At 46.8% G+C, this 24,550-nt stretch carries 14 protein-coding genes, 6 tRNA genes, 3 rRNA genes and 1 pseudogene; 23 read left to right on the forward strand and 1 reads right to left on the reverse strand.

Annotation, left to right across the window (positions count from 1 at the left end):
- Positions 1 to 15: 15 nt before the first annotated feature.
- Together ICN38_RS01490 and ICN38_RS01495 are read left to right on the forward strand one after the other, a co-directional pair.
- Positions 16 to 666: a BON domain-containing protein gene (locus ICN38_RS01490; protein WP_216254202.1), complete on the forward strand. Its 651-nt coding sequence runs from the start codon at positions 16 to 18 to the stop codon at positions 664 to 666.
- Positions 667 to 735: 69 nt separating this feature from the next.
- Positions 736 to 1,029: a c-type cytochrome gene (locus tag ICN38_RS01495; RefSeq protein WP_216862681.1), complete on the forward strand. Its 294-nt coding sequence runs from the start codon at positions 736 to 738 to the stop codon at positions 1,027 to 1,029.
- On the opposite strand, the gene ICN38_RS01500 is transcribed toward ICN38_RS01495, so the two are convergent.
- Complete coding sequence (locus tag ICN38_RS01500) at positions 1,026 to 1,682, reverse strand: GNAT family N-acetyltransferase (protein ID WP_216254204.1); 657 nt, start codon at positions 1,680 to 1,682, stop codon at positions 1,026 to 1,028. The genes ICN38_RS01495 and ICN38_RS01500 overlap by 4 nt on opposite strands.
- Before the next feature lie 482 nt (positions 1,683 to 2,164).
- Between ICN38_RS01500 and ICN38_RS01505 the strand changes: the two genes are divergently transcribed.
- The 21 genes and pseudogenes from ICN38_RS01505 (at position 2,165) to fusA (ending at position 24,505) form a co-directional block, all read left to right on the forward strand.
- Positions 2,165 to 3,697: ribosomal RNA gene (locus ICN38_RS01505) — 16S ribosomal RNA — on the forward strand.
- 59 nt (positions 3,698 to 3,756) lie between these two features.
- A tRNA-Ile gene (locus ICN38_RS01510) sits at positions 3,757 to 3,833 on the forward strand.
- A gap of 29 nt (positions 3,834 to 3,862) precedes the next feature.
- Positions 3,863 to 3,938, forward strand: a tRNA-Ala gene (locus ICN38_RS01515).
- A 268-nt stretch (positions 3,939 to 4,206) separates the two neighbouring features.
- Positions 4,207 to 7,080: ribosomal RNA gene (locus ICN38_RS01520) — 23S ribosomal RNA — on the forward strand.
- Between the two features lie 105 nt (positions 7,081 to 7,185).
- A 5S ribosomal RNA gene (gene rrf, locus ICN38_RS01525) occupies positions 7,186 to 7,299 on the forward strand.
- Together the 16S, 23S and 5S rRNA genes with 5 tRNA genes alongside form the textbook arrangement of a ribosomal RNA operon.
- Before the next feature lie 105 nt (positions 7,300 to 7,404).
- Positions 7,405 to 7,489, forward strand: a tRNA-Tyr gene (locus ICN38_RS01530).
- A gap of 5 nt (positions 7,490 to 7,494) precedes the next feature.
- Positions 7,495 to 7,568 (forward strand) — tRNA-Gly (locus ICN38_RS01535).
- An 18-nt stretch (positions 7,569 to 7,586) separates the two neighbouring features.
- Positions 7,587 to 7,661: transfer RNA gene (locus tag ICN38_RS01540), tRNA-Thr, on the forward strand.
- 63 nt (positions 7,662 to 7,724) lie between these two features.
- On the forward strand, positions 7,725 to 8,915 hold the full coding sequence (gene tuf / locus ICN38_RS01545) for an elongation factor Tu (protein WP_216254207.1): 1,191 nt from the start codon (positions 7,725 to 7,727) through the stop codon (positions 8,913 to 8,915).
- Positions 8,916 to 8,929: 14 nt separating this feature from the next.
- Positions 8,930 to 9,005, forward strand: a tRNA-Trp gene (locus tag ICN38_RS01550).
- 20 nt (positions 9,006 to 9,025) lie between these two features.
- Positions 9,026 to 9,403, forward strand: a complete 378-nt coding sequence (gene secE / locus ICN38_RS01555; protein WP_216254211.1) for a preprotein translocase subunit SecE — start codon at positions 9,026 to 9,028, stop codon at positions 9,401 to 9,403.
- Positions 9,404 to 9,412: 9 nt separating this feature from the next.
- Entirely contained in the window at positions 9,413 to 9,985 is a 573-nt protein-coding gene (gene nusG, locus ICN38_RS01560) for a transcription termination/antitermination protein NusG (protein WP_255562664.1), read from the forward strand.
- Between the two features lie 147 nt (positions 9,986 to 10,132).
- Positions 10,133 to 10,564, forward strand: coding sequence for a 50S ribosomal protein L11 (gene rplK / locus ICN38_RS01565; protein WP_011901890.1), 432 nt, complete (start codon positions 10,133 to 10,135; stop codon positions 10,562 to 10,564).
- 2 nt (positions 10,565 to 10,566) lie between these two features.
- The gene (rplA, locus tag ICN38_RS01570) at positions 10,567 to 11,268 is read left to right on the forward strand and encodes a 50S ribosomal protein L1 (RefSeq protein ID WP_216254213.1); all 702 of its coding nucleotides are present in this window, start codon (positions 10,567 to 10,569) and stop codon (positions 11,266 to 11,268) included.
- A 236-nt stretch (positions 11,269 to 11,504) separates the two neighbouring features.
- Positions 11,505 to 12,023: pseudogene (gene rplJ / locus ICN38_RS01575) on the forward strand (50S ribosomal protein L10); the annotation flags it as partial.
- Positions 12,024 to 12,203: 180 nt separating this feature from the next.
- Entirely contained in the window at positions 12,204 to 12,581 is a 378-nt protein-coding gene (gene rplL / locus ICN38_RS01580) for a 50S ribosomal protein L7/L12 (RefSeq protein ID WP_216254220.1), read from the forward strand.
- Positions 12,582 to 12,808: 227 nt separating this feature from the next.
- The gene (gene rpoB, locus ICN38_RS01585) at positions 12,809 to 16,909 is read left to right on the forward strand and encodes a DNA-directed RNA polymerase subunit beta (protein ID WP_216254222.1); all 4,101 of its coding nucleotides are present in this window, start codon (positions 12,809 to 12,811) and stop codon (positions 16,907 to 16,909) included.
- Between the two features lies 1 nt (position 16,910).
- Entirely contained in the window at positions 16,911 to 21,173 is a 4,263-nt protein-coding gene (rpoC, locus tag ICN38_RS01590) for a DNA-directed RNA polymerase subunit beta' (RefSeq protein WP_216254226.1), read from the forward strand.
- A 177-nt stretch (positions 21,174 to 21,350) separates the two neighbouring features.
- A complete protein-coding gene (rpsL, locus tag ICN38_RS01595) occupies positions 21,351 to 21,731 on the forward strand; it encodes a 30S ribosomal protein S12 (RefSeq protein WP_216174745.1) in 381 nt (126 codons plus the stop codon).
- 173 nt (positions 21,732 to 21,904) lie between these two features.
- Positions 21,905 to 22,375, forward strand: a complete 471-nt coding sequence (gene rpsG / locus ICN38_RS01600; RefSeq protein ID WP_015420229.1) for a 30S ribosomal protein S7 — start codon at positions 21,905 to 21,907, stop codon at positions 22,373 to 22,375.
- Positions 22,376 to 22,402: 27 nt separating this feature from the next.
- Positions 22,403 to 24,505: an elongation factor G gene (fusA, locus tag ICN38_RS01605; RefSeq protein WP_216254229.1), complete on the forward strand. Its 2,103-nt coding sequence runs from the start codon at positions 22,403 to 22,405 to the stop codon at positions 24,503 to 24,505.
- Positions 24,506 to 24,550 lie beyond the last annotated feature (45 nt).

Raw genomic sequence — 24,550 nt, forward strand, 5'->3', positions numbered from 1 at the left:
TTTAGAAAGTATCAAATGCAAATTCAAAATCTGAGTAAATTATTAGTTGCTGTAATTGCTGTATCACAATTATCGGCTTGCGGTGTGATTGCAGTTGGTGGCGTTGCAGCTACTGCGACGATCATGGCCGATCGTCGAACGCCTGGTGTGCAAGCAATTGATAAAGGAATTGAATTGCAAGCAAGCGGTGCTTTTGATAAAAAGTTTGGCGATGGTGCCCACATCAATGTGACATCATTTAATCAGAAGGTATTGTTGACTGGGGAAGTAAAAGATGCCGCAATCAAAAGCGATGCAGGGTCTTATATTAAGGACTTAAAAAATGCGCGATCAGTGTTTAATGAATTAATCATTGGGCCTAATAGTACTTACACTATGCGTGCCAACGATACTTACCTTGAGTCAAAAATAAAAACGCAGATGATTTTTACACAGCAGCTACCATCGAACTCCATGGTCATTGTTGCTGAAGGAAGCAGTGTTTATCTTATGGGAATTTTGACTGAAGCGGAGGCAGACTTAGCTAAAAAAATCGCCAGCAATACAAGTGGCGTAAAGGATGTTTATGCATACTTTGACATTATTTCTAATGCAGAAAAAACCCGTTTAGAAAATGCTGGAAAGGCAGACGAGTCTCAGCCCTCTAGCCCACCTAAGTTCCAATAATTTTTACAAAGCTGGATGAGTGTGCTGCAAATATTGACGAAAATAATTTTTATTTTTCTTGTTTCATATTTGCAAATCTCTCATGCAGCGAGCGAAAATCAAAGTGCATTTTTAATTGCAAAAAAAAATGCATGCCTAGGTTGTCATGCGACCAATAAAAAAATTGTTGGCCCTAGCTTTGAATCCATTGCATTGAAATATAAAAATGATCCTAACGCGCAATCATTTTTGAAGAATAAGATTTTGAAGGGTGGCGCAGGCTCTTGGGGGGTGGTGCCTATGCCTGCAAACGCAAAATTAAACGATGTTGATTTATCTTTGTTAACAAGCTGGATATTGCGTGGCGCTCCAGGCGAAAATTAACGAGCCAGGCCAGGCTTTCCTAAAAACCACCACCATGCTTGATTCGATTTCTTCAGATTCGCTTTCATTGCGTAATCTAAGTCAGCCCATTGCTCATTAGCAGCTTCTTCAACGATGGTTGCAGGACTTGCGGGCGATAACTTAAGGTAAGCATCTGCATCACCATAGGCATATTCAACACGCATATCGGCTTTCTGAGCTAGATGCATCATTGCTTTGTTGTTAGCCAAGCAATGCACATACAAAGTCTCAATGCGAGTATTGCGGGAGTGAACCGCAGAGCGTTGCAGTAGGGCTGTTCCAAGCCCTTGTGAGCGCCCTTCTGGCAATACTGAAACACCAAATTCTGCAGCACGCGCTTGACCTTTGATTTCAGGTAAATAAGCTAAATGAGCCATGCCAATGAGTTTCAGTTCGTCATCAAACACGCCAAATACATTGTCCTTATTAAAGTCTAGACGCTCAACGTAGTGAGCAATCACCTCATCAGGCGTTTGCGTACCAAATCTAAGGCGACGGTCTTCGTCATTGAGCTGCAATAAATGATTGAGGATCTCAGCTTTATGCCCAGCATGGAGCTCACGAACCGGGACCGCTTGTCCGGCCGTATAGGGCTTTCTGGGTGAGTGATCATTTGCTAATTTATTGTGCATAGCAACATGTTAGCAGGGTTTTATGACAGTTTCAGGGTTTTCCCTAGGATATAGTCAAAAAACTGCATTTGAAGACTGAAAACCTCGACTTAGCCCATAAAAAAGTAGTAAACGCTCCAAAACCCTTAACTTATTAAAAAAGGTGAAATATATTTTTGGTTTGTATCTACCTGAATCAATTGAGTTTATTTTTTGAATCAGAAAATACTTCGCCATATTAGAGAAAAAGACTACGAAAGGTGTTGACGAACCCTTACAAGGGTGCTATAGTCTCACCTCTCTGCTGAATGTTATTTGAAATACAAAACAAGTCAGCCCTCTTTAAAAATTAGTCAACCGATAATTGTGGGTACTAAGTGAAAGCATCCAGTCCTTCGGGACAGATGTAAATAAATAGTACTCATAGACAGTAAAAAGATTTGGTTTTATTACCAAGTCAATTTCTTGAATGAGTGCGACGATCCGCAAGGATCACAGGAATTGAACTGAAGAGTTTGATCCTGGCTCAGATTGAACGCTGGCGGCATGCCTTACACATGCAAGTCGAACGGCAGCACGGGTGCTTGCACCTGGTGGCGAGTGGCGAACGGGTGAGTAATACATCGGAACGTACCTTATCGTGGGGGATAACGCAGCGAAAGCTGTGCTAATACCGCATACGCCCTGAGGGGGAAAGCGGGGGATCGAAAGACCTCGCGCGATTAGAGCGGCCGATGCCTGATTAGCTTGTTGGTGGGGTAAAAGCCCACCAAGGCGACGATCAGTAGCTGGTCTGAGAGGACGATCAGCCACACTGGGACTGAGACACGGCCCAGACTCCTACGGGAGGCAGCAGTGGGGAATTTTGGACAATGGGGGCAACCCTGATCCAGCAATGCCGCGTGAGTGAAGAAGGCCTTCGGGTTGTAAAGCTCTTTTGTCAGGGAAGAAACACCGGCTCTAACACAGTCCGGGAATGACGGTACCTGAAGAATAAGCACCGGCTAACTACGTGCCAGCAGCCGCGGTAATACGTAGGGTGCAAGCGTTAATCGGAATTACTGGGCGTAAAGCGTGCGCAGGCGGTTATACAAGACAGGCGTGAAATCCCCGGGCTTAACCTGGGAATGGCGCCTGTGACTGTATAGCTAGAGTGTGTCAGAGGGGGGTAGAATTCCACGTGTAGCAGTGAAATGCGTAGATATGTGGAGGAATACCAATGGCGAAGGCAGCCCCCTGGGATAACACTGACGCTCATGCACGAAAGCGTGGGGAGCAAACAGGATTAGATACCCTGGTAGTCCACGCCCTAAACGATGCTGACTAGTTGTTCGGGATTTACATCCTGAGTAACGTAGCTAACGCGTGAAGTCAGCCGCCTGGGGAGTACGGTCGCAAGATTAAAACTCAAAGGAATTGACGGGGACCCGCACAAGCGGTGGATGATGTGGATTAATTCGATGCAACGCGAAAAACCTTACCTACCCTTGACATGTCACTAACGAAGTAGAGATACATTAGGTGCTCGTAAGAGAAAGTGAACACAGGTGCTGCATGGCTGTCGTCAGCTCGTGTCGTGAGATGTTGGGTTAAGTCCCGCAACGAGCGCAACCCTTGTCTTTAGTTGCTACGCAAGAGCACTCTAAAGAGACTGCCGGTGACAAACCGGAGGAAGGTGGGGATGACGTCAAGTCCTCATGGCCCTTATGGGTAGGGCTTCACACGTCATACAATGGTGCATACAGAGGGTTGCCAACCCGCGAGGGGGAGCTAATCTCAGAAAATGCATCGTAGTCCGGATCGTAGTCTGCAACTCGACTACGTGAAGCTGGAATCGCTAGTAATCGCGGATCAGAATGTCGCGGTGAATACGTTCCCGGGTCTTGTACACACCGCCCGTCATACCATGGGAGTGGGTTTTGCCAGAAGCCGTTAGCCTAACCGCAAGGAGGGCGACTGCCACGGCAGGGTTCATGACTGGGGTAAAGTCGTAACAAGGTAGCCGTATCGGAAGGTGCGGCTGGATCACCTCCTTTCTAGAGAAAAGATGCTGGATCTTTAGTGCCCACACTTATCGGTTGACAATAAAAGCCACGGGTCTGTAGCTCAGCTGGTTAGAGCACTGTGTTGATAACGCAGGGGTCGTAGGTTCAAGTCCTACCAGACCCACCACCAGCCAGAAACATACTTAGTGGGACGTTGGGGGATTAGCTCAGCTGGGAGAGCACCTGCTTTGCAAGCAGGGGGTCGTCGGTTCGATCCCGTCATCCTCCACCATCATCTAAATGTCAAAACTAAGCGAAAACTTAATCGCTTAGTTTTGCCATTTATGGCTGTTCTTTAAAAATTTGAGTAAGCAAAGTGTCAAATGTTTCTTTGAGAGGACATTTGACAATGTAATAAGGGTAAAGATTGAATCATCAATCAGTAATATCAAACGAGTTTTACAAAGTTCTTAACAAGTACTTACAGTTTGGATTACGGCAAACATGTCAGAAGTAGAAGTAAAACCTGTAACAGGTACTAGCAATGGTGCTCGTTATAGGATCAAGTGAATAAGTGCACATGATGGATGCCTTGGCGATTACAGGCGACGAAAGACGTTATAACCTGCGATAAGCCCCGGGGAGCTGGTAAATAAGCTTTGATCCGGGGATTTCTGAATGGGGAAACCCACCACTTTTGTGGTATCCATACCTGAATACATAGGGTATGAGAAGCGAACCTTGTGAACTGAAACATCTAAGTAGCAAGAGGAAAAGACATCAACCGAGATTCCCAAAGTAGTGGCGAGCGAAATGGGAAGAGCCTTCTAGTGATATCTCAGTAATTAACAGAATGGAATGGAAAGTCCAACAATAAAGGGTGATAGTCCCGTATGTGAAAATTATTGAGTGGTACTAGGCTAGAGACAAGTAGGGCGGGACACGAGAAATCCTGTCTGAATATGGGGGGACCATCCTCCAAGGCTAAATACTCGTAATCGACCGATAGTGAACAAGTACCGTGAGGGAAAGGCGAAAAGAACCCCGGGAGGGGAGTGAAATAGATCCTGAAATTGTGTGCATACAAACAGTAGGAGCCTCGTAAGGGGTGACTGCGTACCTTTTGTATAATGGGTCAGCGACTTACATTCAGTAGCAAGCTTAACCGAATAGGGAAGGCGTAGCGAAAGCGAGTCCGAATAGGGCGCTAGTTGCTGGGTGTAGACCCGAAACCAGTTGATCTATCCATGGCCAGGTTGAAGGTGCGGTAACACGTACTGGAGGACCGAACCCACTAACGTTGAAAAGTTAGGGGATGAGCTGTGGATAGGGGTGAAAGGCTAAACAAAACTGGAAATAGCTGGTTCTCTCCGAAAACTATTTAGGTAGTGCCTCGTGTATCACTGTAGGGGGTAGAGCACTGTCATGGTAGTGGGGTCCATTGCGGATTACTGCGCCATAGCAAACTCCGAATACCTACAAGTGCAAGCACGGGAGACAGACATCGGGTGCTAACGTCCGGTGTCAAGAGGGAAACAACCCAGACCGCCAGCTAAGGTCCCTAATATATGCTAAGTGGGAAACGAAGTGGGAAGGCTAAAACAGTCAGGAGGTTGGCTTAGAAGCAGCCATCCTTTAAAGAAAGCGTAATAGCTCACTGATCGAGTCGTCCTGCGCGGAAGATGTAACGGGGCTAAGCATATAACCGAAGCTGCGGATCACAGCAATGTGATGGTAGGAGAGCGTTCTGTAAGCCTGTGAAGGTGTCTTGTAAAGGATGCTGGAGGTATCAGAAGTGCGAATGCTGACATGAGTAGCGATAAAGGGGGTGAAAAGCCCCCTCGCCGTAAGCCCAAGGTTTCCTGTTCAACGTTCATCGGAACAGGGTGAGTCGGCCCCTAAGGCGAGGCAGAGATGCGTAGCTGATGGGAACAAGGTTAATATTCCTTGACCATTGTTAGATGCGATGGGGGGACGGATCGCGGAAAGTTGTCCGGGTGTTGGAAGTCCCGGTTCTTGCGTTGGAGATGGCTATTAGGTAAATCCGGTAGCGTAATTCAAGGGCGTGAGACGAGCGAATTTATTCGCGAAGCAATTGGAAGTGGTTCCAAGAAAAGCCTCTAAGCTTCAGTCTAACAAGACCGTACCGCAAACCGACACAGGTGGGCGAGATGAGTATTCTAAGGCGCTTGAGAGAACTCAGGAGAAGGAACTCGGCAAATTTGTACCGTAACTTCGGGATAAGGTACGCCCTGGTAGTTTGACTCTGTACAAGGGGAGGACGAAAGGGTTGCAATAAAAAGGTGGCTGCGACTGTTTAATAAAAACACAGCACTCTGCAAACACGAAAGTGGACGTATAGGGTGTGACGCCTGCCCGGTGCTGGAAGATTAAATGATGGGGTGCAAGCTCTTGATTGAAGTCCCAGTAAACGGCGGCCGTAACTATAACGGTCCTAAGGTAGCGAAATTCCTTGTCGGGTAAGTTCCGACCTGCACGAATGGCGTAACGATGGCCACACTGTCTCCTCCTGAGACTCAGCGAAGTTGAAATGTTTGTGATGATGCAATCTACCCGTGGCTAGACGGAAAGACCCCATGAACCTTTACTGTAGCTTTGCATTGGACTTTGAATCGGTCTGTGTAGGATAGGTGGGAGGCGTTGAAAGCGGAATGCTAGTTTCGCTGGAGCCAACCTTGAAATACCACCCTGATTTATTTGAGGTTCTAACCTTGGCCCGTTATCCGGGTCGGGAACAGTGCATGGTAGGCAGTTTGACTGGGGCGGTCTCCTCCCAAAGTGTAACGGAGGAGTACGAAGGTACGCTTGGTACGGTCGGACATCGTACCTAAAGTGCAATGGCAAAAGCGTGCTTAACTGCGAGACCGACAAGTCGAGCAGGTGCGAAAGCAGGTCATAGTGATCCGGTGGTTCTGTATGGAAGGGCCATCGCTCAACGGATAAAAGGTACTCTGGGGATAACAGGCTGATACCGCCCAAGAGTTCATATCGACGGCGGTGTTTGGCACCTCGATGTCGGCTCATCTCATCCTGGGGCTGTAGCCGGTCCCAAGGGTATGGCTGTTCGCCATTTAAAGAGGTACGTGAGCTGGGTTTAAAACGTCGTGAGACAGTTTGGTCCCTATCTGCCATGGGCGTTGGAGATTTGACGGGGGCTGCTCCTAGTACGAGAGGACCGGAGTGGACATTCCGCTGGTGTACCTGTTGTTTCGCCAGAAGCATCGCAGGGTAGCTATGAATGGAAGAGATAACCGCTGAAAGCATCTAAGCGGGAAACTTGCCTGAAGATGAGATCTCCCGTAGGTTTAACCTACATAAAGGGTCGTTGAAGACCACAACGTTGATAGGTCGGGTGTGGAAGTGCAGTAATGCATTAAGCTAACCGATACTAATTGCCCGTTAGGCTTGATCCTATAACCAGCACTATTGTGTTGGATGTTTGCCAGATTTAATCTGCATCCTTATTACATGCTTACTCAAATAGAGTTGTTGATTTATCAGCAACTCGACCCTCTACGCCCGGTGACCATAGCGAATTGGAACCACTCCTTCCCATCCCGAACAGGACAGTGAAACGATTCTACGCCGATGATAGTGCGGATTACCCGTGTGAAAGTAGGTAACTGCCGGGCACCAATGCGACGCCCAGACCCTTTTAGGTCTGGGCGTTTTTACTTGTGCAGAGCGTTTAGAGTGATTGACAGAAGCTCCATTAGGAGTCAGAATATTGGGTTCGCGGAGGGGTGTCCGAGCGGCTAAAGGAGGCAGACTGTAAATCTGTTGGCTATGCCTACGTAGGTTCGAATCCTACCCCCTCCACCAGATGTGCGGGATTAGTTTAATGGTAAAACAGCAGATTTCCAATCTTCGGTCAAGAGTTCGATTCTCTTATCCCGCTCCAGAATTTGTATGTGATTTCGCCCATGTGGCTCAGTGGTAGAGCACTCCCTTGGTAAGGGAGAGGTCGGCAGTTCGATCCTGCCCATGGGCACCAAGTTTGGTTTATTAATTGTGTATTTCGTGTTTGGTTTAAGAGTTAACTAAAGGCAGATTAAAAATGGCAAAAGAAAAATTCGAGCGGACAAAACCGCACGTAAACGTAGGCACCATCGGTCACGTTGACCACGGTAAAACTACTTTGACAGCAGCAATTGCAACTGTGCTCTCAAAGCAATTTGGTGGCGAAGCGAAAGCTTACGATCAGATCGATGCTGCTCCTGAAGAAAAAGCACGTGGTATTACGATTAATACTGCGCACGTGGAGTATGAGACTGCAAATCGTCACTATGCTCACGTTGATTGCCCAGGACATGCTGACTACGTCAAGAACATGATTACCGGTGCTGCTCAGATGGACGGCGCAATTTTAGTGTGCTCTGCTGCTGACGGCCCAATGCCACAAACGCGTGAGCACATCCTCTTGGCACGCCAAGTAGGCGTTCCTTACATCGTCGTTTTCTTAAATAAGTGCGACATGGTAGATGATGCTGAATTGTTAGAGCTCGTTGAAATGGAAGTGCGTGAGCTGTTGTCTAAGTATGACTTCCCAGGCGATGACACACCGATCATTCAAGGTTCTGCTAAATTAGCACTTGAAGGTGACGAAGGCCCATTGGGTAAAGAAGCCATTATGAAGTTGGCTGATGCACTCGATACTTACATCCCCACTCCAGAGCGCGCTATTGACGGTGCGTTCTTGATGCCAGTAGAGGACGTGTTCTCTATCTCTGGTCGCGGTACTGTAGTGACAGGCCGTATCGAGCGCGGTATCGTTAAGGTAGGCGAAGAGATTGAAATTGTGGGCATCAAACCCACCCTCAAAACCACTTGTACTGGCGTTGAAATGTTCCGCAAATTGCTCGACCAAGGTCAAGCAGGCGATAACGTTGGTATCTTGTTACGCGGTACAAAACGTGAAGAAGTTGAGCGCGGCCAAGTATTGGCCAAACCTGGTTCAATCACTCCCCATACTCACTTTACTGCCGAGGTTTACATCTTAGGTAAAGATGAAGGTGGTCGTCATACCCCATTCTTTAACAACTATCGTCCTCAGTTTTACTTCCGTACTACGGACGTAACGGGTTCAATCGAGTTGCCAAAAGATAAAGAAATGGTGATGCCTGGTGATAATGTCACGATTACTGTAAAACTCATCGCGCCAATTGCGATGGAAGAAGGTTTACGTTTTGCGATCCGTGAAGGTGGCCGTACTGTTGGCGCCGGCGTGGTTGCAAAGATTTTGGCTTAAGTAGTTTTTTATAAAGGGGTGTAGCTCAATTGGCAGAGCGTTGGTCTCCAAAACCAAAGGTTGGGGGTTCGATGCCCTCCGCCCCTGCCACGATTTGAACTGAAAGTTATATGTCTCAACAAACAGTAGGTCACTCTGAAGAAAAAAGCAGCTGGGTATCCGTACTCGCCGCTTTAATAGTCGTTGCAGCGTTAGTGCTTTATTACACGTTGGTCGACCAATCTTTATTGGTGCGCTTGGCAGTTTTGTTTGGCGGCATAGCAGCAGCAGTTTTGATTGTGGCGATTTCACCAGATGGGCGGCGCTTTATTGCCTACGCTAAAGATTCTTGGTATGAAGTAAAAAAGGTTGTTTGGCCAACTCGTAAAGAGACTACCCAAATGACACTAGTCGTATTTGGCTTTGTTCTGATCATGTCTCTATTTTTATGGATGGCAGACAAATTAATTGAGTGGCTAGTTTTTTCAGTGCTACTAGGCTGGAAGTGAGTAAGAAAAATGATTGATACTGATTTGGCTGTAAATCCCCAAGCAACTGGCAATATGCGCTGGTACGTTATTCATGCTTATTCCGGAATGGAAAAAAGCGTAAAAAAAGGTCTAGAGGAGCGTATTGCCCGCTCTGGTATGCCTGAGAAATTTGGCCGTATTTTGGTTCCTTCCGAAGAAGTTGTGGAAATCAAAGCAGGCACAAAATCAGTTACTGAGCGTCGTTTCTTCCCAGGATACGTCCTGATTGAGATGGAAATGACCGATGAAAGCTGGCATTTGGTGAAAAATACGCCAAAAGTCACTGGTTTTGTAGGCGGTGTTCGTAACCGCCCAAGCCCAATTTCTACGGCAGAAGTGGCCAAAATCATGGATCAAATGCAAGCTGGGGTTGATAAACCGAAGCCTAAGACCCTATTTGAGGTCGGTGAGATCGTGCGCGTTAAAGAAGGCCCATTTATTGATTTCAACGGAAATATCGAAGAAGTTAACTATGAGAAGTCAAGATTGCGCGTTTCTGTTACAATCTTTGGCCGAGGTACTCCAGTTGAGCTAGAGTTCGGCCAAGTAGAAAAGATGTAAAAACAAGGACTTAGTCCTGGTTTCAGTAGTAAGAAGTTCAGTGGTTAGCAATAACCGAGGAGCGGAGCTAGAAAGCCAAAAACTAGCAAAGCGTTTACTCAACAGCGGTCTTCCCTAATGAGGTTAGGCGCGCTTTAAGGAGCACACATGGCAAAGAAGATTATTGGCTTTATCAAGCTGCAGATCCCTGCAGGTAAAGCAAATCCATCACCACCCGTAGGTCCTGCATTGGGTCAACGTGGTCTTAACATTATGGAATTTTGTAAGGCGTTCAATGCTCAAACTCAGAGCATGGAGCCAGGGCTTCCAATTCCTGTCGTAATTACAGCTTTTGCTGACAAGAGCTTCACTTTCATCATGAAGACTCCCCCAGCAACCATCATGATTAAGAAGGCTGCGAAGATCGAAAAAGGATCACCGCGCCCCCATACCGATAAGGTAGGAAAAATTACACGTGCTCAAGCGGAAGAAATTGCTAAAGCAAAAATGCCAGATTTGACAGCAGCCGATATGGACGCCGCTGTTAGAACAATCGCTGGTAGCGCCCGTTCCATGGGCATCACTGTGGAAGGTCTCTAATCATGACTAAATTATCTAAACGCGTTAAAACAATTCAATCTAAAGTTGATCGCAACAAATTCTATTCATTAGATGATGCATTGAACCTCGTTAAAGAGTGTGCAACTGCAAAGTTCGATGAGTCTATTGATGTTGCTGTTCAGTTAGGTATTGATGCCAAGAAATCTGACCAAGTTGTGCGTGGCGCAGTAGTGCTCCCAGCTGGTACAGGTAAGCATGTTCGTGTTGCTGTTTTTGCCCAAGGCGAGAAGGCTGAACAAGCTAAAGCTGCTGGCGCAGAAATCGTTGGCATGGAAGAGCTTGCTGAGCAAATTAAAGGCGGCAAAATTGATTTTGATATTTTGATCGCATCCCCAGACACAATGAAAATCGTTGGTACTTTAGGTCAAGTATTAGGCCCACGTGGTTTGATGCCAAATCCAAAAGTGGGAACAGTGACCCCTGACGTCGCTACTGCAGTAAAAAATGCAAAAGCAGGTCAAGTTCAGTTCCGCGTTGACAAAGCCGGTATCGTGCACGCAAGTATTGGCCGTCGTTCATTCGAACCAACTGCATTGAAATCTAACTTACTTGCATTACTTGAGGCCTTAAATAAAGCAAGACCTCCTGCATCTAAGGGAATTTATTTAAAGAAGGTTGCCGTAAGCAGCACTATGGGTGCAGGCGTACGTGTGGACCAAGCATCGTTACAGGCAGCTGCTTAAAAACTTGTAACAAAAAAGAACTTTGGGTCGACTCCTGCTCTTTGGGCGGGAGTCGAACATCAAAGACCGTTGGCGAATTAGTTGCTTATAAAGAGTTAATTCTTAATTGTTACGAAAGTAATGGCCAGCGCAGATGGCGACCCTGAAAAGATTTTCACAAGAGTTTTTGTGAACAAATGATCAGACGCTGGTGTGTAACCCCAACTGGAAACAGTTGGTTTTTATGGAGTTAAACCGTGCCTTTGAATGTACAAGACAAAAAAGCGATTGTTGCTGATGTCGGCGCTCAATTGGCTGGAGCCCAAACTGTCGTGCTCGCTGAATACCGTGGTATTCCAGTAGAGCAGTTGACAAAGCTACGTGCTAGCGCACGTGACCAAGGTGTATATCTTCGCGTTCTGAAGAACACATTGGCACGCCGTGCTGCACAAGGCACACAGTTTGAGCCTCTTGCTGATTCGATGGTTGGCCCCTTGATTTACGGCATCTCTGCAAATCCGATTGCTTCGGCAAAAGTATTGCAAGGCTTTGCTAAGACTCAAGATTTGCTAGTCATTAAAGCTGGCTTATATAACGGCAAGTTGTTAGACGTTGCAGGTGTAAAAGCCCTAGCAACGATTCCAAGCCGCGAAGAGTTGTTATCTCAGTTATTGGGTGTGATGTTGGCACCCGTCTCTGCGATGGCTCGCGTATTGGGCGCAGTAGCAGCGCAAAAAGCAGCAGGAGCACCCGCTCCAGTTGCGGCACCTGTAGCTGAAGTTGCTGAAGTTGTAACAGCCCCAGCAGAAGTTGTAGCTGAGGTAGTTGCCCAAACAGCCGCTCCAGAAGCAAGTGCAGAGCCTGCAGCCGCAGCCCCAGAAACTGGAACAGAAGCAAACGAAACCCCTGCCGCTGAATAAGCGACAGATTAACTAATTAAGTATTAGGAGCTAAAAATGGCGATTACTAAAGAAGAAATCATTGAAGCAGTAGGCAGCATGTCCGTTATGGATTTGAACGATTTGGTTAAAGCGTTCGAGGAGAAGTTTGGCGTTTCAGCTGCAGCAATGGCTGTTGCTGGTCCTGCTGGTGCAGGCGGTGGTGCTGCTGCTGCAGAAGAGCAAACAGAGTTCACAGTGAACTTGCTCGAAACTGGCGCAAACAAGGTATCAGTAATTAAGGCGGTTCGTGAAATTACTGGTCTTGGCTTGAAAGAAGCTAAGGACTTGGTTGACGGTGCACCGAAGCCAATCAAAGAGGGCGTTGACAAGAAAACTGCTGAAGAAGCTAAGAAGAAGCTTGAAGAAGCTGGCGCTAAGGCAGAACTCAAGTAATACAAACCTCGCTAGCGCTTCTCAAAAAGGAGCGTTAGCTATGTTGGGTTTGACCATTAGTGGTCAAACCCGATTTCATTTCTGATTGAAATCGGGTTTGCCTTCTGATACGACTGCAGAATGCAAGTTTGGTCGGACACTGGATCTATACGTTCTAGTGTTGTCCGCCAGTGATTGGTAGTGGCCAATCGCCAAATCTTTGTACAGTCGCTGAATTCGGAGATGAAATGAACTATAGCTTCACCGAACGCAAGCGAGTCCGTAAAAGCTTTGCTAAGCGAGTTAACAACCACCAGGTTCCGTACCTGATCGCAACGCAGCTGGAATCCTACGCTAAATTTTTACAGGCTGAAAAGCCAGCAATGTCTCGTCTTACTGAGGGACTTCAGGCTGCCTTTACTTCAGCATTCCCTATTGTGTCCAACAACGGCTATGCACGTATGGAATACGTGTCTTATCAGTTGTCACAACCACCGTTTGACGTCAAAGAATGTCAACAGCGTGGTTACACCTACCACTCCGCCTTACGCGCAAAAGTTCGCTTGATTATTTATGATCGCGAAGCACCTACTAAGGTTAAAGAGGTAAAAGAGAGCGAAGTCTACATGGGTGAAATTCCACTCATGACAGAAAACGGTTCTTTTGTTATCAATGGTACTGAGCGCGTGATCGTTTCTCAGTTGCACCGTTCCCCAGGCGTGTTCTTCGAGCACGATAAGGGTAAAACTCATAGCTCTGGTAAGTTGCTGTTCTCAGCACGCATCATCCCTTACCGTGGCTCATGGCTCGATTTCGAGTTTGATCCAAAAGATATTCTGTATTTCCGCGTTGACCGTCGTCGTAAGATGCCTGTCACCATTTTGCTTAAAGCAATTGGTCTAAACAACGAACAGATTCTTGCAAACTTCTTCAATTTTGATCATTTTGCATTGACCGCTAATGGCGCTTCTATGGAATTCGTTCCTGAGCGTTTACGTGGTCAGTTGGCTAATTTTGATGTGCTTGATAAGAATGGCGTCGTTGTCATTCAAAAAGATAAGCGTATCAATGCAAAGCATATTCGCGAACTCGAAGCTGCTAAGACAAAAACAATTGCTGTACCAGATGACTATTTAGTTGGTCGTGTGGTTGCACGCAATATTGTTGATCCAGATTCTGGTGAAATCTTGGCTTATGCTAATGATGAGATCACTGAAGAGTTATTGGCTACATTGCGCGATGCAGGCATCAAGCAATTGGAAACCATTTACACCAATGATTTAGATTCTGGCGCATATATTTCTCAGACATTACGTACTGATGAAACTGCTGACCAAATGGCTGCTCGTATTGCCATTTATCGTATGATGCGCCCTGGCGAGCCTCCAACAGAAGATGCTGTTGAAGCCTTGTTCCAGCGTTTGTTCTACAGCGAAGATACCTACGATTTATCTCGCGTTGGCCGTATGAAGGTCAATAGCCGTCTGAACCGCCCTGAAATGGAAGGCGCAATGGTTCTGTCGAATGAAGATATTCTCGACACTATTAAGTCTCTCGTAGATTTGCGTAACGGTAAGGGTGAAGTAGACGATATCGATCACTTAGGTAATCGTCGTGTACGTTGCGTTGGTGAATTGGCTGAAAATCAATTCCGTGCTGGTTTGTCACGTGTTGAGCGTGCGGTTAAAGAACGTCTCGGTCAAGCCGAAACAGAAAACCTCATGCCGCATGACTTGATTAACAGCAAGCCAATCTCTTCTGCAATTCGTGAGTTCTTCGGTTCTTCACAGTTGTCTCAGTTTATGGACCAAACCAACCCACTCTCAGAAATCACGCATAAGCGTCGTATTTCTGCATTGGGACCTGGAGGTTTGACACGCGAGCGCGCAGGCTTCGAAGTGCGCGACGTACATCCAACCCACTATGGACGTGTTTGCCCAATTGAGACTCCAGAAGGACCAAACATTGGCTTAATCAACTCACTCGCATTGTTTGCGCGTTTGAATGAGCATGGTTTCTTAGAGACTCCATACCGCAAGGTTGCCAATAGCAAGGTAAGCGATGAAGTGGTTTACCTGTCTGCGATTGAAGAAGCAAAGTATGTCATTGCTCAGGCTAATGCGACGATCGACAAAAACGGTAAATTGGCTGACGAATTGGTTTCTGCTCGTCAAGCTGGTGAAACGATGATGGTTGGCCCAGAGCGTATCGATTTCATCGACGTTGCTCCTAGCCAGATCGTTTCTGCTGCTGCTTCACTCGTTCCCTTCTTAGAGCACGATGATGCGAACCGTGCGTTGATGGGTGCGAATATGCAGCGTCAAGCAGTTCCTTGCTTGCGTCCAGATAAGCCATTAGTTGGTACAGGTTTAGAGCGTATTGTGGCGGTTGACTCCGGCACTGTTGTATTGGCAAACCGCGGCGGTATCGTGGACTATGTTGATGCTAACCGTGTGGTGATCCGTGTGAACGATGATGAAACTGCAGCTGGTGAAGTTGGTGTTGATATTTATAACCTCATCAAATACACCCGTTCAAACCAAAATACCAATATCAATCAACGCCCAATCGTGAAGGTTGGCGATCGTGTAGCACGCGGCGACGTCGTTGCTGACGGTGCGTCTACTGATTTGGGCGAATTGGCTTTGGGTCAAAACATGACTGTGGCATTTATGCCATGGAACGGTTACAACTTCGAAGATTCAATCTTGATCTCTGAAAAAGTTGTCGCTGATGACCGCTATACCTCTATTCATATTGAAGAGTTGTCGGTCGTTGCGCGCGATACCAAGCTTGGTTCAGAAGAAATTACGCGCGATATTTCCAATTTGGCAGAGTCACAACTCTCCCGCTTGGATGAGAGCGGTATTGTCTACATCGGCGCTGAAGTTGAAGCTGGCGACGTATTGGTAGGTAAGGTAACTCCGAAGGGTGAGACAACTCTCACGCCTGAAGAGAAATTACTGCGTGCGATTTTCGGTGAAAAAGCATCTGACGTAAAAGATACTTCTTTGCGTGTTCCTTCTGGAATGATTGGTACAGTTATCGATGTTCAAGTCTTCACCCGTGAAGGCATTGAGCGCGACGCACGTGCACAAGCCATTATTCAAGAAGAGCTACAACGCTATCGTTTGGACTTAAATGACCAGTTGCGTATTGTTGAAGGCGATGCCTTCATGCGTTTAGAAAAACTGTTAGTTGGCAAAGTTGCTAACGGCGGTCCTAAGAAATTAGCTAAAGGCACTAAGATCGACAAGGATTACCTTGCTGATTTGGAAAAATACCATTGGTTTGACATTCGTCCATCAGATGAGGAGATTGCCTCACAAGTTGAAGCCATTAAATCTTCTATCGAAGCGAAACGTAAGCAGTTTGATGAGGCTTTCGAAGAGAAGCGCACCAAGCTTACCCAGGGCGATGATTTGCAGCCTGGCGTAACGAAGATGGTTAAGGTGTATTTAGCTGTTAAACGTCGCTTGCAACCTGGTGACAAGATGGCTGGTCGTCACGGTAATAAAGGTGTGGTTTCTAAAATCGCTCCTGCTGAAGATATGCCATTTATGGCTGACGGACGTCCAGTAGATATCGTCTTGAACCCATTGGGCGTTCCTTCCCGAATGAACGTTGGCCAGATCTTGGAAACCCACTTAGGTTGGGCAGCTCAAGGTATTGGCAAGCGTATTGACCAGATGGTGCGCGAGCAAGTGAAACAGGCTGAGCTGCGTAAGTTTTTAAAGCAGCTTTACAACGAAACCGGCCGCATTGAAGACATCGATAACTTCACGGATGAGCAAATTACTGTTTTGGCTGAGAATCTTCGCCAAGGCTTGCCATTTGCAACTCCAGTGTTTGACGGTGCTACTGAAGCAGAAATCGGACGCATGCTCGAGTTGGCTTATCCAGAAGATGTTGCAACATCTTTGAAGATGACACCTTCACGTCAGCAAATGATTTTGTGCGATGGCCGCACTGGCGATCAGTTTGAGCGTCCAGTGACTGTCGGTGTAATGCACGTCTTGAAACTCCACCATTTGGTCGACGACAAGATGCACGCACGTTCTACCGGACCTTACTCATTAGTAACACAACAGCCATTGGGCGGTAAAGCTCAGTTTGGTGGTCAGCGCTTTGGTGAGATGGAAGTTTGGGCCCTCGAAGCATACGGTGCTTCATATGTCTTGCAGGAAATGCTGACAGTGAAGTCCGATGACGTCGCAGGCCGTACCAAGGTTTACGAAAACATCGTCAAGGGCGAGCACACGATTGATGCTGGCATGCCCGAATCCTTCAACGTGCTGGTAAAAGAAATTCGTTCGTTGGGTATTGACATTGACATGGAGCGCAACTGATATGAAAGCATTGCTCGATTTATTTAAGCAAACGCAGGGCGAAGAGCAGTTTGATGTCATCAAAATTGGTCTCGCATCTCCTGAAAAAATTCGCTCATGGTCTTTTGGTGAAGTACGCAAACCAGAAACCATCAACTATCGGACTTTTAAGCCCGAGCGTGATGGCTTGTTTTGCGCCAAGATTTTTGGACCAACCAAAGACTACGAGTGCTTATGCGGTAAGTACAAGCGCTTAAAGTTCCGTGGCGTAATCTGCGAGAAGTGCGGCGTTGAAGTAACTCTCGCTAAAGTACGTCGTGAGCGCATGGGCCACATTGAGTTGGCAGCCCCTGTAGCACACATTTGGTTCTTGAAGTCCCTCCCATCCCGTTTGGGAATGGTTCTCGATATGACATTGCGTGATATCGAGCGCGTTCTTTACTTTGAAGCGTATGTAGTGGTTGATCCTGGCATGACTCCTGAAGGCGCGATGAAGCGCGGTCAGATCATGTCTGAAGACGAATACATCGCTAAGACAGAAGAGTATGGTGACGGTGCATTTACCGCCATCATGGGCGCTGAGGGTATTCGCGATCTCTTGCGCTCGATTGATATCGATCGTGAAGTAGAGACTATTCGTGCTGATTTAAAAGCTACTGGTAGCGATGCCAAGATTAAGAAATACGCTAAGCGCTTAAAAGTGCTTGAGGCGTTCCAAACTTCAGGTATTAAGCCTGACTGGATGATCTTGGAAGTATTGCCAGTATTGCCTCCTGAGTTGCGCCCATTGGTGCCATTGGATGGCGGTCGCTTTGCTACCTCCGATTTGAACGACCTCTATCGTCGCGTAATTAACCGTAACAACCGTTTAAAGCGTTTGTTAGAGTTGCGTGCGCCAGAGATCATCGTTCGTAACGAAAAACGCATGTTGCAAGAAGCGGTTGACTCATTGCTTGACAACGGTCGTCGCGGTAAGGCTATGACTGGCGCTAACAAGCGTCCGCTCAAGTCCTTGGCTGAGATGATTAAAGGTAAGAGTGGTCGCTTCCGTCAAAACTTGTTGGGTAAACGCGTTGACTACTCTGGTCGTTCAGTCATTGTGGTTGGCCCTACATTGAAATTGCATCAGTGCGGCTTACCAAAATTGATGGCCTTAGAGTTATTCAAGCCATTCATTTTCAACAAGCTGGAGACTTTAGGAATTGCAACCACGATTAAGGCTGCGAAGAAAGAAGTTGAAAGCCAGACTCCGATTGTTTGGGACATTCTCGAAGAAGTGATTCGTGAACATCCAATCATGTTGAACCGTGCTCCTACATTGCACCGCCTCGGCATCCAGGCTTTCGAGCCAATGCTGATTGAAGGTAAAGCGATCCAATTGCATCCATTAGTTTGCGCGGCATTTAACGCTGACTTTGACGGTGACCAAATGGCGGTTCACGTTCCTTTGTCGCTCGAAGCGCAAATGGAAGCGCGTACATTGATGTTGGCTTCGAACAACGTATTGTTCCCAGCTAACGGCGAGCCATCGATCGTTCCTTCTCAGGACGTGGTGTTGGGTCTCTACTACGCTACACGTGACAAGATCAACGGTAAGGGCGAAGGCATGGTTTTCGCTAACATTACTGAAGTAGTACGTGCATACGAAGCGGGTCAAGTTGAATTGGCTTCTCGTGTTGCTGTGCGTATTACTGAGTTTGAGATTGTGGATAAAAAAGCAGAGGGTGAGGCCCGTTTTGCTGAAAAAACCAAGATCTATCAAACTTCAGTTGGCCGCGCTATCTTGTCTGAGATTTTGCCTAAAGGCATGTCTTTCGAGGAAATCAACAAGCCTTTGAAGAAAAAAGAAATCTCACGCTTGATTAACACTTCATTCCGTAAGTGCGGATTGCGTGAAACCGTTATTTTTGCTGACCGCCTCTTGCAGTCTGGTTTCCGTTTGGCGACCAACGCTGGTATCTCAGTTGCGATCGACGATATGCTGATCCCAAGCTCTAAAGAGCGCATCATCACTGAGGCTTCTGCCAAGGTTAAAGAGTATGACAAGCAGTTCATGTCAGGCCTCGTAACCAATCAAGAGCGTTATAACAACGTGGTTGATATTTGGGGTGCTGCAGGTGACCAAGTTGGTAAGGCGATGATGGATGAGTTGTCACATGTTGACGTACTCGATCGCCATGGTAAAACTGTGCGTCAAGAATCCTTTAACTCCATCTACATGATGGCGGATTCTGGTGCGCGTGGATCTGCAGCGCAGATTCGTCAGTTAGCTGGTATGCGTGGTTTGATGGCAAAGCCTGATGGCTCCATCATCGAAACTCCAATTACTGCGAACTTCCGTGAAGGTTTGAACGTATTGCAATACTTCATTTCTACACACGGTGCTCGTAAGGGTCTAGCGGATACTGCCTTGAAGACGGCGAACTCGGGTTACTTGACACGTCGTTTGTGCGACGTTACTCAAGATCTCGTGGTGATCGAAGATGATTGCGGCGCTACGAATGGTGTAACCATGAAGGCGCTTGTTGAAGGCGGCGAAATTATCGAAGCATTGCGTGATCGTATTTTGGGTCGCGTATGCATTGGTGACATCGTTCATCCTGACACGCAAGAAGTGATCGTCCCGAATGACACATTGCTTGACGAAGATCACGTTGATCAAATCGTTGCATTGGGTATCGACGAAGTTAAAGTTCGCACAGTATTGTCTTGCTTAACTCGCTTTGGTTTATGCGCGAAGTGCTACGGACGTGATCTGGGTCGCGGTGGTTTGGTCAACGTTGGTGAAGCAGTTGGCGTGATCGCTGCTCAGTCCATCGGTGAGCCAGGCACACAGTTGACTATGCGTACCTTCCACATCGGTGGTGCGGCATCACGTGCATTGGTTGCAAGCAATATTGAAGCCAAATCAAATGGTGCACTGAAGTTCTCCGGCACGATGCGTGTTGTTAAAAACGCGAAGGGTGAGCAGATCGTGATTTCACGTTCTGGTGAAGCCTTGATCGTTGACGAGAATGGTCGTGAGCGCGAGCGTCATAAAGTGCCTTACGGTGCAACACTCTTGTTAAAAGAAGATGCAGTAGTCAAGGCCGGCGCAAGCTTGGCAACCTGGGATCCGTTAACACGTCCGATTATTTCTGAGTACGCTGGTATCGCTCGCTTCGACAACGTTGAAGAGGGTGTAACCGTTGCTAAGCAGGTAGATGAAGTTACTGGCCTCTCGACTTTAGTGGTGATTGACGGCAAGCGTCGCTCTGCAGCAAGCAAAGGCGTTCGCCCGATGATCAACTTAGTTGATGAAAAAGGTAACGAAGTAATGATCGCCGGCACTGATCACCCAGTAAACATCGGCCTCCAAGTAGGTGCTTTAATTACAGTTAAAGATGGTCAAAAAGTTGAAGTTGGTGAGGTATTGGCGCGTATTCCAATCGAATCACAGAAGACTCGCGACATTACTGGTGGCTTGCCACGCGTTGCAGAATTGTTCGAAGCACGTTCACCAAAAGATGCTGCTGTATTGGCGAAAGTTACTGGAACAGTTTCCTTTGGTAAAGAAACCAAAGGAAAGCAACGTTTGGTTATTACCGATATGGATGGTGAAGCCAATGAATTCTTGATTCCTAAAGAGAAACAAGTTCTCGTTCATGACGGCCAAGTTGTGAACAAGGGCGAGATGATTGTGGAAGGCCCAGCCGATCCACATGACATCTTGACACTTAGAGGTATTGAAGAGTTGGCTATCTACATCGTAGATGAAGTTCAAGACGTTTACCGTCTGCAAGGCGTGAAGATTAATGACAAGCACATTGAAGTGATCGTGCGTCAGATGTTGCGTCGCGTGCAGATTACTGATGGTGGCGATACTGCCTACATTACCGGTGAGCAAGTTGAGCGCTCAAAACTCTATGATGCGAACGATTTAGTGATTGCCGAAGGTAAGCGCCCAGCTCAATTTGAGAACGTATTACTGGGTATTACTAAAGCATCCTTGTCGACCGACAGCTTTATTTCAGCGGCTTCTTTCCAAGAAACCACCCGTGTATTGACCGAAGCCGCAATTATGGGCAAGACCGATACACTCCGTGGCCTCAAGGAAAACGTCATAATTGGTCGTCTGATCCCTGCTGGTACCGGCTTGTCTTATCGCCGTGCACGTAAGGTTAGAGAGCAATTCGAGCGCGATCGCGCTCAAATGATTGCCGCTGAAGAGGAAGCAATGGCTAACATGCCTGTAGAAATTGAGGCTGAAGTCGTTGCTCCTGCTGGGGAGGCTGATCCAAGCTAATTTGGTGTTTCTGGCCATTAATGGCCAGTTTTTTCCCTATTTGGTTGACGGAAAAGGCTGGCCAGGCTAGAATGCTGAGTTCTACTGATTCAGAAGAAGGTCTTTTTGACCTAGAAATTCTCTAAGTCATTGATTTTCTTGAAGAAAGCAACAAAGAATTACTAACCGAGCTATTTTATGCCAACAATTAATCAATTAATACGCAAGCCAAGATCAAGGCTTACCGTTAAAAGCAAGAGCCCTGCGCTGCAAAACAGCCCGCAGCGCCGTGGTGTTTGTACGCGCGTGTACACAACCACTCCTAAAAAGCCTAACTCTGCGCTGCGTAAAGTAGCTAAAGTTCGCTTAACCAATGGTTTTGAAGTGATTTCATACATTGGTGGTGAAGGCCATAACCTCCAAGAACACTCAGTAGTGTTAATCCGTGGTGGTCGAGTAAAGGATTTGCCAGGTGTTCGTTACCATATCGTTCGCGGTTCGCTTGACTTGCAAGGTGTTAAAGACCGCAAGCAATCACGCTCCAAGTACGGTGCTAAGCGTGCTAAGAAAGCAGCTTAATTTTTAAGAATTAAGCAGTAGCAGATTTTGTATTAAGTCATTGTTTGTCAGACTCAAAAGGCAAGTAAGTGGTTGTTCCGTTTAGAGCTTGATGTATTTCAATCTGTAAATAGTAGGACAACCGGAGTGGGTGATCTATGTGGATCGCCCCTAACTGAACTGAAGGAGTAGTTATGCCACGTCGTCGTGAAGTTCCCAAACGGGAAATTTTGCCGGATCCAAAATTCGGTAATGTAGAAGTAGCTAAATTCATGAACGTCCTCATGCTGGACGGCAAGAAATCGGTTGCAGAGCGTATCGTTTACGGTGCCTTCGATCACATCGAGAAAAAAGCAAATAAAGAGCCACTCGAAGTTTTTTCAACCGCTATGGGCAATGTTAAGCCAATGGTTGAGGTGAAGAGTCGTCGTGTTGGTGGCGCTAACTATCAAGTTCCTGTTGAAGTTCGTCCATCACGCCGTTCTGCTTTGGCAATGCGTTGGGTACGCGAAGCTGCTAAAAAGCGCGGCGAAAAATCGATGGCTCAACGTTTAGCCAACGAATTATTAGAAGCTGCAGAAGGTCGCGGCGGAGCAATGAAGAAGCGTGAAGAAGTACACCGTATGGCAGAAGCTAATAAAGCTTTCTCACATTTCCGCTTCTAATTAAATAGCAAAGAAAAGGCACCAACAGTGGCACGTAAAACTCCAATCGACAGATATCGCAATATTGGTATCTCTGCGCACATTGACGCGGGCAAGACCACGACTACAGAACGTGTTTTGTTCTATACCGGTGTAAACCATAAAATTGGTGAAGTTCATGATGGCGCAGCCACTATGGACTGGATGGAGCAAGAGCAAGAGCGTGGCATCACGATTACATCTGCTGCTACTACTACTTTCTGGAAGGGGATGGCCGGTAATTTCCCCGAGCACCGTATCAATATTATTGATACCCCAGGACACGTAGACTTCACTATTGAGGTCGAGCGCTCAATGCGCGTTTTGGATGGCGCTTGCATGGTTTACTGTGCGGTAGGTGGCGTGCAACCTCAATCAGAAACTGTTTGGCGTCAAGCTAACAAGTATCAAGTTCCCCGTTTGGCTTTCGTAAACAAGATGGATCGTACTGGCGCAAACTTCTTTAAAGTTTATGACCAGATGAAGGCTCGTCTAAAGGCGAACCCAATCTTGATCCAAATTCCAATTGGCGCCGAAGAAAACTTCAAAGGCGTTGTTGACTTGGTCAAAATGAAAGCCATCTACTGGGATGAGGCTTCACAGGGCACTAAATTTAGCTACGAAGAAATTCCCGCTGAATTACAAGCGTCTGCTGAAGAGTGGCGTGAGAAGCTACTTGAAGCAGCCGCCGAGAGCTCGGAAGAATTGATGGAAAAGTACCTCGGTGGCGAAGCGCTGACCGAAGAAGAAATTAAGGGGGCATTGCGTCAACGCACGATTGCCAATGAAATCATTCCGATGATGTGTGGAACTGCTTTCAAAAACAAAGGCGTTCAAGCGATGTTGGATGCAGTGGTTGAATTATTGCCTTCCCCATTAGATGTGCCACCAGTTCCTTGTGAATTGGAAGATGGAACTCCTACTACGCGTAAAGCTGCAGATGATGAGAAATTCTCTGCATTGGCATTTAAGATCATGACTGACCCGTTTGTTGGCCAGCTTATTTTCTTCCGTGTTTACTCTGGAATGATGAAGTCAGGCGACACAATCTATAACCCAATTAAGGGTAAGAAAGAACGCGTTGGTCGTTTACTGCAGATGCATGCAAATCAACGCGAAGAAATTAAAGAAGTCTATGCGGGCGATATCGCTGCTGCGGTTGGTCTGAAAGATGCAACTACTGGCGAAACATTATGTGATCCAGATAGCATCGTGATTTTGGAGCGCATGGTATTCCCAGAGCCAGTGATTTCCCAGGCAGTTGAGCCAAAGACTAAGCCTGACCAAGAAAAAATGGGTCTTGCTTTGAATCGCTTGGCACAAGAAGATCCATCTTTCCGAGTTAAAACGGATGAAGAATCAGGCCAAACTATTATTTCCGGAATGGGCGAGCTCCATTTGGAAATTTTGGTTGATCGTATGCGTCGTGAATTTGGTGTCGAGGCAACTGTTGGTAAGCCACAGGTTGCCTATCGCGAAACAATTCGTAAAGTTTGCGAAGAGATTGAAGGCAAGTTTGTAAAGCAGTCTGGTGGACGCGGTCAATATGGCCACGTTGTACTAAAGCTTGAGCCACAAGAACCAGGCAAAGGTTTTGAATTCATTGACGCGATTAAGGGCGGTGTGGTTCCACGTGAATATATTCCTGCAGTAGAAAAAGGGATTCGCGAAACATTGAACTCTGGTATTTTGGCTGGCTATCCAGTAGTAGATATCAAGGCAACATTGTTCTTCGGTTCATACCATGACGTTGACTCCAATGAAAACGCATTTAAGATGGCGGGTTCGATGGCGTTCAAAGACGGTATGCGTAAAGCATCCCCAGTGCTGCTTGAGCCGATGATGGCGGTTGAAGTTGAAACACCAGAGGATTTCATGGGTAACGTAATGGGTGACCTCTCATCACGTCGCGGTATTTTGCAAGGTATGGATGACATTCCTGGCGGTGGCAAGATCGTACGCGCTGAAGTGCCATTAGCAGAGATGTTTGGTTATTCAACTGGCTTGCGCTCGTTGACCCAGGGTCGCGCTACCTACACCATGGAATTTAAGCATTACACAGAAGCACCTAAAAACGTAGCTGAAGCAGTAATGGCTGCTAAAGCGAAGTAATTTACCCACATTATTTTGAATATTGACTAGCTAAAGAAAGCAGAC

The sequence above is a fragment of the Polynucleobacter sp. AP-Melu-500A-A1 genome (genome assembly GCF_018882125.1).
GTDB lineage: Bacteria > Pseudomonadota > Gammaproteobacteria > Burkholderiales > Burkholderiaceae > Polynucleobacter.

What these genes read in the sequence shown, in the direction of transcription:
- ICN38_RS01490 (WP_216254202.1), top strand. Translation starts at nt 16, where the DNA reads ATGCAAATTCAAAATCTGAGTAAATTATTAGTTGCTGTAATTGCTGTA.
- ICN38_RS01500 (WP_216254204.1), bottom strand. Translation starts at nt 1,682, where the DNA reads ATGCACAATAAATTAGCAAATGATCACTCACCCAGAAAGCCCTATACG.
- tuf (WP_216254207.1), top strand. Translation starts at nt 7,725, where the DNA reads ATGGCAAAAGAAAAATTCGAGCGGACAAAACCGCACGTAAACGTAGGC.
- secE (WP_216254211.1), top strand. Translation starts at nt 9,026, where the DNA reads ATGTCTCAACAAACAGTAGGTCACTCTGAAGAAAAAAGCAGCTGGGTA.
- nusG (WP_255562664.1), top strand. Translation starts at nt 9,413, where the DNA reads ATGATTGATACTGATTTGGCTGTAAATCCCCAAGCAACTGGCAATATG.
- rplK (WP_011901890.1), top strand. Translation starts at nt 10,133, where the DNA reads ATGGCAAAGAAGATTATTGGCTTTATCAAGCTGCAGATCCCTGCAGGT.
- rplA (WP_216254213.1), top strand. Translation starts at nt 10,567, where the DNA reads ATGACTAAATTATCTAAACGCGTTAAAACAATTCAATCTAAAGTTGAT.
- rplL (WP_216254220.1), top strand. Translation starts at nt 12,204, where the DNA reads ATGGCGATTACTAAAGAAGAAATCATTGAAGCAGTAGGCAGCATGTCC.
- rpoB (WP_216254222.1), top strand. Translation starts at nt 12,809, where the DNA reads ATGAACTATAGCTTCACCGAACGCAAGCGAGTCCGTAAAAGCTTTGCT.
- rpoC (WP_216254226.1), top strand. Translation starts at nt 16,911, where the DNA reads ATGAAAGCATTGCTCGATTTATTTAAGCAAACGCAGGGCGAAGAGCAG.
- rpsL (WP_216174745.1), top strand. Translation starts at nt 21,351, where the DNA reads ATGCCAACAATTAATCAATTAATACGCAAGCCAAGATCAAGGCTTACC.
- rpsG (WP_015420229.1), top strand. Translation starts at nt 21,905, where the DNA reads ATGCCACGTCGTCGTGAAGTTCCCAAACGGGAAATTTTGCCGGATCCA.